This window comes from Streptomyces sp. NPDC043726 (assembly GCF_056436565.1).
Genome location: NZ_JBWKCI010000012.1, coordinates 1 through 13,755, shown reverse-complemented (window position 1 = coordinate 13,755; position 13,755 = coordinate 1). Strand labels below are relative to the sequence as shown.

8 protein-coding genes are annotated in these 13,755 nt (G+C 71.4%); 7 read left to right on the top strand and 1 reads right to left on the bottom strand.

From position 1 onward, the window contains the following. The first annotated feature begins 35 nt into the window (after nt 1–35). The 5 genes from AC068Z_RS31085 (at nt 36) to AC068Z_RS31065 (ending at nt 8,568) form a co-directional block, all read left to right on the top strand. Complete coding sequence (locus AC068Z_RS31085) at nt 36–1,961, top strand: ABC transporter ATP-binding protein (RefSeq protein WP_478563027.1); 1,926 nt, start codon at nt 36–38, stop codon at nt 1,959–1,961. After that, nucleotides 1,958–3,805 (top strand): ABC transporter ATP-binding protein, encoded by a 1,848-nt coding sequence (locus AC068Z_RS31080; RefSeq protein WP_478563024.1) that lies wholly within the window; start codon nt 1,958–1,960, stop codon nt 3,803–3,805. Before AC068Z_RS31085 ends, AC068Z_RS31080 begins: the two co-directional genes overlap by 4 nt. Before the next feature lie 290 nt (nt 3,806–4,095). Beyond that, the gene (locus AC068Z_RS31075) at nt 4,096–6,141 is read left to right on the top strand and encodes a M4 family metallopeptidase (RefSeq protein WP_478563021.1); all 2,046 of its coding nucleotides are present in this window, start codon (nt 4,096–4,098) and stop codon (nt 6,139–6,141) included. 205 nt (nt 6,142–6,346) lie between these two features. Further along, entirely contained in the window at nt 6,347–7,993 is a 1,647-nt protein-coding gene (locus tag AC068Z_RS31070) for a M4 family metallopeptidase (RefSeq protein WP_478563018.1), read from the top strand. A 68-nt stretch (nt 7,994–8,061) separates the two neighbouring features. Beyond that, a complete protein-coding gene (locus tag AC068Z_RS31065) occupies nt 8,062–8,568 on the top strand; it encodes a DUF1990 family protein (protein WP_478563015.1) in 507 nt (168 codons plus the stop codon). A 19-nt stretch (nt 8,569–8,587) separates the two neighbouring features. Here the strand turns inward: AC068Z_RS31065 and glgP are convergent, their stop codons facing one another. After that, a complete protein-coding gene (glgP, locus tag AC068Z_RS31060; RefSeq protein ID WP_478563012.1) occupies nt 8,588–11,206 on the bottom strand; it encodes an alpha-glucan family phosphorylase in 2,619 nt (872 codons plus the stop codon). Between the two features lie 339 nt (nt 11,207–11,545). Between glgP and AC068Z_RS31055 the strand changes: the two genes are divergently transcribed. Both AC068Z_RS31055 and AC068Z_RS31050 read left to right on the top strand, forming a co-directional pair. Further along, nucleotides 11,546–12,748: a S8 family peptidase gene (locus tag AC068Z_RS31055; RefSeq protein WP_478563010.1), complete on the top strand. Its 1,203-nt coding sequence runs from the start codon at nt 11,546–11,548 to the stop codon at nt 12,746–12,748. A 234-nt stretch (nt 12,749–12,982) separates the two neighbouring features. Then, nucleotides 12,983–13,755, top strand: a 773-nt coding sequence (locus AC068Z_RS31050) for a maltotransferase domain-containing protein (protein WP_478563007.1), incomplete at its 3' end; no start/stop codon positions are given.

The following is a 13,755-nucleotide window of genomic DNA, read 5'->3' as shown; positions in this document are numbered from 1 at the left end:
GGCGATGTCAGTGGCGATCCGTAGGCTCGCTGCTGATGCCGACGACACCTGGAACCGCAGCGGAACGCTCCGCCGTCCGTACCCTGTTGCGCCTGTGGCCGTATGTCCGGCCCGTGCGGGCGCGGCTGTTCACCGCCGCGTTCGTGGCGATCCTCGCCTCGTGCGTGGGGCTGGTGATCCCGCTCGTCCTGAAGTGGATGGTGGACGGACCGGTCGCCGGCCGGGATCCGGCCGGGGTGTGGCTCGGGGCGCTGTTCCTGCTGCTGCTCGGGGTCGGCGAGGCCGTGCTGTTCGGGCTGCGGCGGTGGCTGGTGGCACGGCCGCTGTCGCACGTCGAGGCGGAGATGCGGGCGGGGCTCTACCGGCATCTGCAACGGCTTCCGGTCGCCTTCCACGACCGGTGGGCGTCCGGGCAATTGCTGTCCCGGGCGACCACCGATCTGATGCTGCTGCGTATGTTCCTCGCCTTTCCGCTGACGTTCCTGCTGGTCAACGGAGTCACCATCCTGGTCGGCGTGATCATCATGCTGCTTCAGGACTGGACGCTGGGACTCGTGATCCTCGGGCCCGCCCTGCCGGTGATCGTGATGTGCGTGGTCTTCGAGAAGCGGTACGCCGAGGTGGCCCGGCGGGCGCAGGACCAGGTCGGGGATCTGACGACCGTGGTCGAGGAGAGCGTGCTCGGGATCCGGATCATCAAGGGGTTCGGGCGGCACCGGAGCCAGGCACGGGCGTTCCGGGATCTGTCGTGGACGCTGCGTGGGACGGAGCTGCGCAAGGCCCGGCTGCTGGCCGTCATCTGGGCGGTGATCGTGACGCTGCCCGAGGTGGCGGTGGGGGCGGCGCTCGTGGTGGGGTGCGTGCAGGTCGCGGACGGCGCGCTGTCCGCAGGCACGTTGGTCGCCTTTCTGTCCACGGCTCTCGCCCTGCGGTGGCCCGTCGAGTCGATCGGGTTCCTGCTCGCGATGAGCCAGGAGGCGGCCACCGCCACGGAGCGGTACTTCGAGGTGATGGACGAGGAACCGGAGTCGGCCGAGCCGCGAAGGACGCGGCCCACGGTGAGCCGAGGGCTCCTCTTCGAGAACGTCACCTTCCGTTACCCGGACGCTCCCCCCGGCTCCCCGCCCGTCCTCGACCGCGTCGACCTGCACATCCTGCCCGGCGAGTCCATGGCCCTCGTGGGCGCGACCGGGTCCGGGAAGACCACGCTCACGGCGCTCGTGCCCCGGTTGCACGAGGTCACCGACGGGCGGATCACGCTCGACGGGGAGGACATCATGGCGATGTCCCGGGAGGAGCTGCGCTCCCGGGTCGCCGTCGCCTTCGAGGAGCCCACCCTCTTCTCCGCCTCCGTCGGGGAGAACGTGCTCATGGGCGCCGACGACGCGGCCGGCGCCGCGGATCTCCGGCGGGCCCTCTCCGTCGCCCAGGCCGACTTCGCGCACGCGCTCCCCGACGGCACCGACACCCAGGTCGGCGAGCAGGGGCTCAGCCTGTCCGGTGGGCAGCGGCAGCGGCTGGCGCTCGCCAGGGCCGTCGTAGGACGGCCGCGGTTCCTGGTGCTGGACGATCCGCTGTCCGCGCTGGACGTGCACACCGAGGCGGCCGTGGAGGCAGCCCTGCGGGACGTGCTCGCGGAGACCACCGCGCTGATCGTGGCGCACCGCCCGTCCACCGTGCTGCTCGCCGACCGCGTCGCACTGCTGTCCGGCGGCCGGATCACCGCGATCGGCACCCATCACGAACTGCTGCGCACGAACGCCGAGTACGCCCATCTGATGTCGGGAGCGGACGGAGAGGCCGACCTGATGCCGGGGGCGGAGGGGGAGGCCGACCTGATGTCGGGCTCGTACGAAGAGGCCCACCCGACGTCGGGAGCAGACAAGGGGGCCCACCTGATGCCGGGAGCCGACCAGGAGGCCCGCCTGATGCCGGGTGTCGACCAGGAGGCCCGCCGATGACCGCGCCCACCACCACGGCACCGGCCAAGGGCGAGCCCCGGCGCGAGCGGGCCGGGGACCCGTTCGACCAGGACGTCCTGCCCACCGCCCCGGGCGCCACCGGCGCGCTGCTGCGGTCGCTGCTCGCCCCGATGAGGGCCCGCGTCGCGCTCACCACGCTGCTGCTGCTCGTCCAGCAGGCGGCGGTCCAGGCGGGCCCGCTGCTGGTGGCGTACGCCATCGACCAGGCCGTGCCCGCGTTCCGCCGCGACGACCACGGCCCGCTGATCGCGGTGGCCGTGGGCTATCTGCTCTGCGCGGCCCTGTCCGGCGCGCTCCAGTACGCGTTCGTCATCACCGCCGCCCGCGTCAACCAGGACGTGCTGCTGGACCTGCGCGGCCGCATCTTCCGGCACGCCCAGGCGCTGAGCCTCGACTTCCACGAGCGCTACACCAGCGGCCGACTGATCTCCCGCTCCACCACGGACGTGGAATCGCTGCGGGAACTGCTCAGCGAGGGGCTCCAGGAACTCGTCACCGTCATCCTGTCGTTCGTCTACATCTCGGCGATGCTGCTCTGGCTGGACCTCGGGCTCGGCGCGGTCGCGGTGGCCTCCTTCGTGCCGCTGTACCTGCTCATGCGCGGCTACCAGCGGCGCGCGGGGCGGGTGTACCGGGTGCGGTCGACCGCCATCGCCGCGGTGATCGTGAAGTTCGTGGAGACGATGAACGGCATCCGGCCGGTGCGCGCGTTCCGCCGCGAGGCCGTCAACGACGCCGACTTCGCCGTACTCAACAAGCGGCACGAACGCACCAACGGCGACGCGCTGCTGGAGATGGCCCGCTACGTCGTCGGCTCCCGGCTGGTCGCCAACACGGCCGTCGCGCTGATCGTGCTGTGGGGCGCCCACCGGGTCGCGGGCGACACCCTGGCGCTCGGGGTGCTGGCCGCGGCGGTGCTGTACCTGCGGCGGCTGTACGACCCGATCGACCGGCTCGGCATGTTCCTCAACTCCTACCAGTCGGCGGCGGCCTCCCTGGAGAAGATCGCGGGACTGCTGGCGCAGACCCCGTCCGTGCCCGAGCCCTCGGCTCCCCGGCAGCTCCCGGCACGGGAGTCCGAGCACCCCGGCCGCGAGGTCGGCTTCGACGGCGTGCGGTTCGCCTACCGCACCGGCGGCGAGGTGCTGCCCACCTTCGACCTCACCCTTCCGGCCGGGCAGACGGTCGCGGTGGTCGGCTCGACCGGCGCCGGCAAGTCGACGCTGGCGAAGCTGCTCGCCCGGTTCTACGACCCCTCCGAGGGCCGGGTGCTGCTCGACGGGGTGGACCTGCGGGAGCTGTCCATGGCCGAGCTGCGGCGCGGGGTGGTGATGGTGACCCAGGAGGCGTTCCTGTTCTCCGGCACGGTCGCGGAGAACATCGCCCTCGGGCGCCCGGACGCCGGCCGGGAGGAGATCGAGCGGGCCGCGAAGGCCATCGGCGCCCATGAGTTCATCAGCGCCCTGCCCGACGGCTACGACACGGACGTCCGCAAGCGGGGCGGCCGCATCTCGGCGGGCCAGCGCCAACTGGTGGCGTTCGCGCGGGCGTTGCTCGCCGATCCGGCGGTGCTGATCCTGGACGAGGCGACCAGCTCGCTGGACATCCCGGGCGAGCGGGCGGTGCAGCGGGCGATGGCGACGGTGCTGCAAGGGCGTACGGCGGTGGTGATCGCGCACCGGCTGTCCACCGTGGAGATCGCGGACCGGGTGCTGGTGATGGAGCACGGGCGGATCGTCGAGGACGGCTCCCCCGCCGAACTCATCGCGGGGACAGGGAGGTTCGCGGATCTGCACCGGGCGTGGCGGGACAGCCTGGCGTGAGCGCGCCCGCTCGTCTGGCGTAACCCTACAAAGCCACGCGTCCGTATAGCGAACATGAACTCCCGGACAACGAACGATTTCCGGCCAACTTTCTGACGCGCCCCTGACAGAACCGGCAATCTCCTGCCACTCTTCCCACGGCCGCTTCACAGCAACCCCATAGTTCGCCCGTTGGGCGGCCGACGCTCCCGCACGTGGTTCTGCGCACCACCCTGCTCTGCCCGGCCGGCCGATCCGCCGACCGGTCTCCCCTGGCCGCGCGATCCGCGGCCGCGCAGAAGGAGTCGGTTTTGAGAAGCAGTTCCTCAGACAGACGCACCCCCCACAGATCCACCACCCGCCGGGCCGCCGCAGTCGCCCTCGTCGGGGTGGCCGCCCTGGTCGCCGCGGCCGTCCAGTCCGGCGCCGCCACCGCAGCCCCGGAGAAGGCACCGTCGGCCGCGGGCAAGGTCATCCCGGGCTCCGAGTCGGTCAAGCTCACCCCCGCCCAGCGGGCCGAGCTGATCCGCACGGCGAACGCCGCCAAGGCGGACACCGCCCGCGAACTGGGCCTCGGCGCCAAGGAGAAGCTGGTCGTCCGCGATGTCCTCAAGGACGGCAACGGCACGATCCACACGCGGTACGAGCGCACCTACGACGGCCTGCCGGTCCTCGGCGGCGACCTCGTCGTCAAGAGCACCAAGGCGGACGCCACGGCCGCCGTCGTGAAGGCCACCAAGAAGGCCATCGCACCGGCCACCACCAAGGCCGCGGTCTCCGCGGCGAAGGCCGAGCGGCAGGCGCTGTCCGCGGCGAAGGCGGAGCGGGCCGAGGACGCGGACGTCAACCGGGCGCCCCGCAAGGTGATCTGGGCCGCGAGCGGCACCCCGAAGGTCGCCTTCGAGACGGTGGTCGGCGGCTTCCAGCACGACGGCACCCCGCAGGAACTGCACGTCGTCACCGACGCCACCACGGGCGAGAAGCTGTACGAGTGGGAGGCCATCGAGACCGGCACCGGCAACACGGTGTACTCCGGCACGGTCCCGCTGACGACCACGCAGTCCGGGTCGACGTACAACCTCACCGACGGCGCGCGCGGCAACCACAGGACGTACAACCTGAACCGCGGCACGTCCGGCACCGGCACGCTCTTCTCCGGTCCCGACGACGTCTGGGGCAACGGCAGCCCGTCCAACCTGGAGTCGGCCGCCGCCGACGCCCACTACGGCGCCGCGCTGACCTGGGACTACTACAAGAACGTGCACGGCCGCAGCGGCATCCGCGGTGACGGCGTGGGCGCCTACTCCCGGGTCCACTACGGCAACAACTACGTCAACGCGTTCTGGTCCGACAGCTGCTTCTGCATGACGTACGGCGACGGCTCGGGCAACGCCAACCCGCTGACCTCGATCGACGTGGCCGCGCACGAGATGACCCACGGTCTCACCTCCAACACCGCGGGCCTCGTCTACAGCGGCGAGTCCGGGGGTCTGAACGAGGCGACCTCCGACATCTTCGGTTCGACCGTCGAGTTCTACGCCAACAACTCCTCCGACGTCGGTGACTACCTCATCGGCGAGGAGATCAACATCAACGGCGACGGCACCCCGTTGCGCTACATGGACAAGCCGAGCAAGGACGGCGCGTCCAAGGACAGCTGGTACTCCGGCATCGGGTCGATCGACGTGCACTACTCGTCGGGTCCCGCCAACCACTTCTTCTACCTGCTGAGCGAGGGCAGCGGCACCAAGACCATCAACGGTGTCACCTACAACTCGTCCACCTCGGACGGCCTTCCGGTCACCGGCATCGGCCGGGACAAGGCGGAGAAGATCTGGTTCCGCGCGCTGACCACGAAGTTCACCTCGAACACCAACTACGCGGGCGCCCGCACCGGCACCCTCGCGGCGGCCGGTGAGCTGTACGGCACCACCAGCCCCGAGTACGCGGCGGTGCAGCACGCCTGGGCGGGCGTCGCGGTGGGCTCGCGTCCCGGCGGCGGTGGCGGCACGTCCTTCGAGAACACCGCCGACGTGGCGATCCCGGACCGGGGCGCGGCGGTCACCTCGCCGATCACCGTCTCCGGGCGGACGGGCAACGCGCCGTCGAACCTCGCCGTGGCGGTGGACATCGTCCACACCTACATCGGTGACCTCCAGGTCCAGCTCGTCGCGCCCGACGGCACGGCGTACACGCTCAAGGGCTACGGCACCGGCGGCAGTTCGGACAACATCAACACCACGTACACGGTGAACGCCTCCTCCGAGGTCGCCAACGGCACCTGGCTGCTGCGGGTCCAGGACAACGCGGCCATCGACACCGGCTACATCAACAGTTGGAAGCTGACGTTCCCGTAGAACGTCCCGCTCCCTCCTGAACAGGGCGTCGTCCCGGTGGTTCAACTCCCCGGGACGGCGCCCGCTTTACCTTTCTGAAACGTTCACCGGACAGCCAGGTTTCGGCCAACATCACCAGGGGGTCCTGACATGTACGCGTCCCAGGTGCCACTCTTCCCTCACCCGCCGCACAACCTCTCAGCCCTCCCCCACATAAGGAGCTTGTGTGACCCCCCGCTACGCGCGTCACCAGCGCACCACCCTGGCCATCGCCACCGCGATCGCGGCCGGAGCCCTCCTCACCACCGGTCTGACCAGCACCGGTGCCGCCGCCAAGACCGACCCGGCCGCCGACGCCACCCCGGTCCGGCTCACCGCCGCCGCCCGCACCGCCCTGATCCAGCAGGCGTCCGCCGAGGCGCCCGCGACGGCGGACGCGATAGGCCTCGGCGCCCGGGAGAAGCTGGTGGTCAAGGACGTCGTCAAGGACGCCGACGGCACCACCCACACCCGCTACGAGCGCACCTACGCCGGCCTCCCCGTCCTCGGCGGCGACCTGATCGTCCACGAGACCGCGTCCGGGAAGACCGCGGGCGTCACCAAGGCGACCAAGGCCGCCGTCAAGGTCGCCGACCTCAGCGCGGACGTCACCAAGGCCGCCGCCGAGCGGCAGGCCGTGCGGGCCGCGAAGGCGGAGGGCTCGACCAAGTCCGCCGCCGACAAGGCCCCGCGCAAGGTGGTCTGGGCCGCGAGCGGCACGCCGAGACTCGCCTACGAGACGGTCGTAGGCGGCTTCCAGCACGACGGCACCCCGCAGGAACTGCACGTCGTCACCGACGCCACCACCGGCGAGAAGCTGTACGAGTGGGAGGCGATCCAGACCGGCACCGGCAACAGCCAGTACAGCGGCACGGTCACCATCGGCACCTCGCTGTCGGGCTCCACCTACCAGCTGAACGACGCCTCCCGCGGCGCCCACAAGACGTACAACAAGGCGCGCTCCACCTCCTCCTCGGCGGGCACCCTCTTCACCGACGCGGACGACACCTGGGGCACCGGAGCCGCGTCCAGCTCCTCCACCTCCCAGACCGCCGCCGTGGACGCCCACTACGGCGCCCAGGTCACCTGGGACTTCTACAAGAACGTCCTCGGCCGCAACGGCATCAAGAACAACGGCGTCGCCGCCTACTCCCGGGTCCACTACGGCAACGCCTACGTCAACGCCTTCTGGTCCGACAGCTGCTTCTGCATGACGTACGGCGACGGCGCGGGCAACCTGAAGCCGCTGACGTCCCTGGACGTCGCCGGGCACGAGATGACGCACGGCGTCACCTCCAACACCGCCGGGCTCAACTACTCGGGCGAGTCGGGCGGCCTGAACGAGGCGACCTCGGACATCTTCGGCACGGCCGTGGAGTTCTACGCGGCCAACTCCAAGGACACCGGCGACTACCTCATCGGCGAGAAGATCGACATCAACGGCGACGGCACCCCGCTGCGCCACATGGACCAGCCCAGCAAGGACGGCTCCTCCGCCAACTACTGGTCCTCCTCGCTGGGCAGCCTGGACGTGCACTACTCGTCCGGCCCCGCGAACCACTTCTTCTACCTGCTGAGCGAGGGCAGCGGTGCCAAGACGATCAACGGCGTCAGCTACAACTCGCCGACGTACAACGGCTCCACGGTCACCGGCATCGGCCGGGACAAGGCGGTCAGGATCTGGTACAAGGCGCTGACCGAGTACATGACCTCGACCACCAACTACAAGGCCGCCCGCACGGCCACGCTGAGCGCGGCCTCGGCCCTGTACGGCTCCGGCAGCACCGAGTACAACGCGGTCGCCGCGGCCTGGACGGCGGTCAACGTCAGCTGACCGACAGGCACGGACAGGCGGCACCCGGGACAGAGGCGGCCCCGGGTGCCGCCGTACGCTAAGGCCCCATGGCCTTCTCGTACGACCACGTCGGCGCCACCCGAGACCCCGAGTTCTGTCCGCCCGGCTTCCACCCCCTGCATGTGCGCACCCGCCTCGGCGAGGGCCAGGAGGTCTTCCGCCGCGCCTCCGAGGCCGTACTGACCTGGGGGATGCACCGGGCGCTGGGCGTCGGCATCGACACCGCCGCCGAACGGGCGGCACCCGGCGTGGACGTCACGGTCACCCTGGCCGGTGTCATCAAGGCGCCGTGCCGCGTCGTCTGGACCGTGGAGGAACACCGCCGCGCCGGCTGGGCGTACGGCACGCTGGCCGGCCACCCGGAGTGCGGGGAGGAGGCCTTCCTCGTGGACCGCACCGGGGACGGCACCGTGTGGCTGACGGTGCGGGCCTTCAGCCGGCCCGCGAAGTGGTACGCCAAGGCGGGCGGTCCGGCCACGCGCGGCCTGCAACAGGCGTACGCCCGCCGGTGCGGGGTGATACTGCGCAGGCTGTGCGGGGACGCCGAGGAGTGACGCCCCCGCCGGTCGGGCCTCAGCGCATGAGCACTCCGGCGCCCTCCACCACGTCCTGCGAGGGCGAGGTCACCAGACCCAGCTCCGCGCTGGACGCCAGCAGCCGGTGGGCCGGAAGGATCCGTACCGTGTAGCCGTACGGACCCGTGCGGTCGAGGGACAGCGGGCCCTCGTACACCCAGCGTCCGTCCAGGTCGGGACCGCCCGTCGACTTCAGCGGGACCGTGGCCGCGTCGGTGATGCGGTCCTCGGCGTCCACCCGGCCGGAGACCACCTGCACCTCGACGTCGTCGGGCCCGAGGTCGCCGAGGCCGACGCGGACCCGCAGGCTCAGGGTCGTGCCCAGTTCCGCGGTGGTCGTGGCCACCGAGGTCTCCACGTGGTCGACCGTCACCCCATGCCAGGCGCCCCGCACCCGCGCCTTCCACTCGGCCAGTTCCCGCGCCGCCTCCGCGTCCATCGAGCGGTGGGCGAGCGCGGCCGGGGTGTAGAGACGCTCGACGTACTCCCGGACCATCCGCCCGGCCAGCACCTTCGGGCCGAGCAGGGTCAGGGTCTGGCGGACCATCTCGATCCAGCGGTCAGGCAGCCCGCCCTGGCCGCGCTCGTAGAAGCGCGGGGTGACCCGCTGCTCCAGCAGGTCGTACAGCGCCGCCGCCTCGATGTCGTCGCGCCGGTCGACGTCGGTGGCGGAGCCGTCGGCCGTGGGGATCGCCCAGCCGAAGTCCGGCTGGAACCACTCGTCCCACCAGCCGTCCAGCACCGACAGGTTCAGGCAGCCGTTCAGGGCCGCCTTCATCCCGCTCGTCCCGCACGCCTCCAGCGGCCGGAGCGGATTGTTCAGCCAGATGTCGCAGCCCGGGTACAGCTTCTGTGCCATGGCCATGCCGTAGTCGGGCAGGAAGACGATGCGGTGGCGCACCCGCGGGTCGTCCGCGAACCGCACCAGGTCCTGGATGAGCCGTTTGCCGCCGTCGTCCGCCGGGTGCGCCTTGCCCGCCACCACGATCTGCACCGGCCGCTCGGGGTGCAGCAGCAGGTCCAGCAGCCGGTCGCGGTCGCGCAGCATCAGCGTGAGCCGCTTGTACGACGGGACGCGGCGGGCGAAGCCGATGGTGAGCACGTCGGGGTCGAGCACCCCGTCGATCCACCCCAGCTCGGCGCTGCCCGCGCCGCGCTGCCGCCACGAGGCCCGCAGCCGCTCGCGCACCTCCACCACCAGCTGCTCGCGCAGGACCCGGCGCAGCTCGAAGATCTCCTGGTCGGGGATGTCCGCCACCGCGTCCCAGCGGTCCGAGCCGCCGACGGTGAGGGCGTCCTCGGTGCGCTGGGCGCCGATCTGCTTGGCGCCGAGCCGGAACACCTCGGGGGCGACCCAGGTCGGGGCGTGGACGCCGTTGGTGACCGAGGTGATCGGCACCTCGTCGGCGTCGAAGCCCGGCCACAGGCCGGAGAACATCTCGCGGCTGACGTTGCCGTGCAGCAGCGAGACCCCGTTCGCCCGCTGGCCGAGGCGCAGGCCCATCACGGCCATGTTGAAGACGTTGGGCTCGCCGCCCGAGTAGGTCTCCATGCCCAGCTGGAGGATCCGTTCGACGTCGATGCGCGGGAGTTCGGCGTCGGGTCCGAAGTGGCGGGCGACCAGCTCGCGGTCGAAGCGGTCGATGCCGGCGGGGACGGGCGTGTGGGTGGTGAACACCGTCCCGGCCCGCACCGCCTCGAGCCCCGCGTCGAAGTCGAGCCCGCGGTCGGCGAGTTCGGCGATCCGCTCCAGGCCGAGGAAGCCCGCGTGCCCCTCGTTGGTGTGGAAGACCTCGGGTTCCGCGTGCCCGGTCAGCCGGCAGTACGTCCGGACCGCGCGCACACCTCCTATGCCGAGGAGCATCTCCTGGAGCAGCCGGTGCTCGCTGCCGCCGCCGTAGAGCCGGTCGGTCACCCCGCGCTCGCCGAGGTCGTTCTCCTCCACGTCGGAGTCGAGCAGCAGCAGCGGGACCCGGCCGACCTGGGCCAGCCAGATCCGGGCGTGCAGCGAGCGGCCGCCGGGCAGCGCGAGGGAGACCTGGGCGGGGGTGCCGTCGTCCTCCCGGAGCAGCGCCACCGGCAGTTCGTTGGGATCGAGCACCGGGTAGTGCTCCTGCTGCCAGCCGTCCCTCGAAAGGGTCTGCCGGAAGTAGCCGTGCCGGTACAGCAGGCCCACTCCGATGAGCGGCACCCCGAGATCGCTGGCCGCCTTCAGGTGGTCGCCGGCCAGGATGCCGAGGCCTCCGGAGTACTGCGGCAGGGCGGCGGTGATACCGAACTCGGGGGAGAAATAGGCGACGGCGGCGGGCAGTTCGGAGGACTGGGACTGATACCAGCGCTCCCCGGAGACATAGTCGTTCAGGTCGTCGGCCACCGCGGCCAGACGGCGCAGGAAACGGCGGTCCTCGGCCAGCTCGGCCAGTCTCCCGGGCGGCACACTGCCCAGGAGCCGTACGGGGTCACCGTCCGAGGAGGCCCAGCGCTCGGGGTCGACTGACTGAAAGAGGTCGCGGGTCTCCGCATGCCAGGACCAGCGCAGATTGCGCGCCAGGTCGCTGAGCGGCCGGAGGGGTTCGGGGAGAACGGGACGGACGGTGAATCGACGGATCGCCTTCACATTCCACCTCGGCAGGCGTGCGGAAGAGGACGCACGGCGGTGTGCGTCCTGTCATCATCTGCACGGTATCGGTGTGGGCGCTCCGTAACCACGGCGCCTTTCCCCGCGTCTCCATCCGGTCTCGACTCGGACTCCACTCGGGCGACATGCGCACTCCGTCCGAAAAGAGCCGCAACCTTCCTGGATCCGCCATCGGGGATATGGCCGATTCCGCCCCTGTAGGCGTCCTTGTGGCGACTTCGCCCGCCACGAGAGGCTGCACATGGCGTTCCGGCCCACGCCGGGTGCACCCGGCGGTCAGCGGTGGCCGGACGCCGTATCGAGGAGGGGACTCGAACCATGGCACGGACGCGAAGCAGGCGTCTGCGCTGGGCGGGGGGCCTGACCGCGGTGACGTGTGCCGCGGCACTTTCGGCCATCAGCCCGCCCGCGCACGCCGCACCGGAGGGGCTCATACTCGGCGCCGGTGAGCCCGGCTCCGTCAGCGGGAGCTACCTGGTGACACTCAAGGGGGGAACGCGGGCTCCGTCGGCGGCCGGAAAGGGCCTCGCCGCGACGTACGGGGCGAAAATCAGCCACACTTACGGCACGGTCCTGAACGGCTACGCGATCAGGGCGAGCGAGAGACAGGCCGAGCGCCTCGCGGCGGACCCGCGTGTCGCCTCGGTCGTCCAGGACACCCGGGTGACGCTGGAGCACACCCAGAAGAACCCGCCGTCCTGGGGCCTGGACCGGATCGACCAGCGCGGGCTGCCGCTGAACAACCGGTACACCTGGCCGGATTCCGCGGGATCCGGGGTGACGGTCTATGTGATCGACACCGGCGTCCGCGTCTCGCACAGGGACTTCGGCGGCCGCGCGAGCCACGGCTGGGACTTCGTCGGGGGCGACAAGTCGGCGGGTGACGGCAACGGCCACGGCACACATGTCGCGGGCACGGTCGCCGGGTCCAAGTACGGGGTCGCCAAGCGGGCGAAGGTGGTCTCCGTGCGCGTCCTCGACAACGCGGGCGCCGGCACCACGGCCCAGGTCATCGCCGGTATCGACTGGGTGACCCGGAACGCGCGCAAGCCCGCGGTCGCCAACGTCAGCCTGGGCGGCGGCTACAACGCCCAGCTGAACGCGGCCGTCCGCAACTCCATCGCCTCCGGTGTCACCTACACGGTCGCCGCGGGCAACGACGGTCTCCCGGCGGGCCTGTACTCACCGGCCAGTGTGGGCCCGGCCATCACCGTCGGCGCCACCGACCGCAAGGACACGCGGGCGGGGTTCTCGAACTACGGCTCCTCGCTCGACCTGTTCGCCCCGGGCGTGGCGATCACCTCGACGTCGTACGCGGGCGACAGCGCCAAGGCGACCTACTCCGGTACGTCGATGGCGGCGCCGCACGCGGCGGGCGCGGCCGCGCTCTACCTCGCCGACCACCGCAGGGCCACTCCCGCACAGGTGTCCAAGGCGCTCGTGGCCGGGGCGGCGAACGGAAAGGTCTCCGGACGCGGGCTCGGCTCACCGAACAAACTTCTGCAGGTACCGGGCTCGTAGTGGCCTGTTCGCGACCTGTTGAGGGCGGCACGCGAGGATCGGCCCCGTCTGTCCGGACGGGGCCGGTCTTGTGTGCAGACATACGCGTGAGTAGTTAGCAAAGTGCCGGATTGCTCACCCGAATAGGGTGGGAAGGCTCCTCCGGTACACCACAGGCACGCCACAGCTGCACCCGCAGGACCCACCTCCCCACAGCCATCCGCCCACCCAACGTTGACGCGGACAGGAGCGGTCATGCCCGCCACGCACCACTCGTCAGCACCTCCGACGCGCAAGTCCGAAGCACCTCAAGTACGCGGCCCGGCCGCCGCGGAGCCACCCTCCACCGCCGGGCCTCACGTCATCGGACGCATACCCGTCCTCGATGTCCGCCCGCTCGTCCAGGGTGGCCGCCGCCCGGCCAAGGCGGTCGTCGGCGAGACCTTCGAGGTCTCGGCGACCGTGTTCCGCGAGGGGCACGACGCCGTGGCCGCCAATGTCGTTCTGCGGGATCCCGAGGGCCGGCCGGGCCCCTGGACGCCGATGCGTGAACTGGCGCCGGGCACCGACCGCTGGGGCGCCGACGTCACCCCCGACGCCCCGGGACTGTGGACGTACGCCGTGGAGGCGTGGGGCGATCCGGTCGCCACCTGGCGCCACCACGCCCAGATCAAGATCCCGGCGGGGATGGACACGGAGCTGGTCCTGGAGGAGGGCGCCCGGCTGTACGAGCGGGCGGCCACCGAGGTCCCCGCGGAGCAGCGGCGGACCCTGCTCACCGCGGTCGAGCACCTCCGCGACGACTCCCGCCCCGCGACCGCACGGCTGGCGGCGGCCCTGACTCCCCCGGTGGACGAGGTGTTGTCGCGGTATCCGCTGCGGGAGCTGGTCACCGCCTCCGACCCGCTGCCCCTGCTGGTCGAGCGGGAACGCGCCCTGTACGGCTCCTGGTACGAGTTCTTCCCCCGCTCCGAGGGCACCCCCCAGCAGCCCCACGGCACCTTCCGCACCGCCGCCCGCCGCCTCCC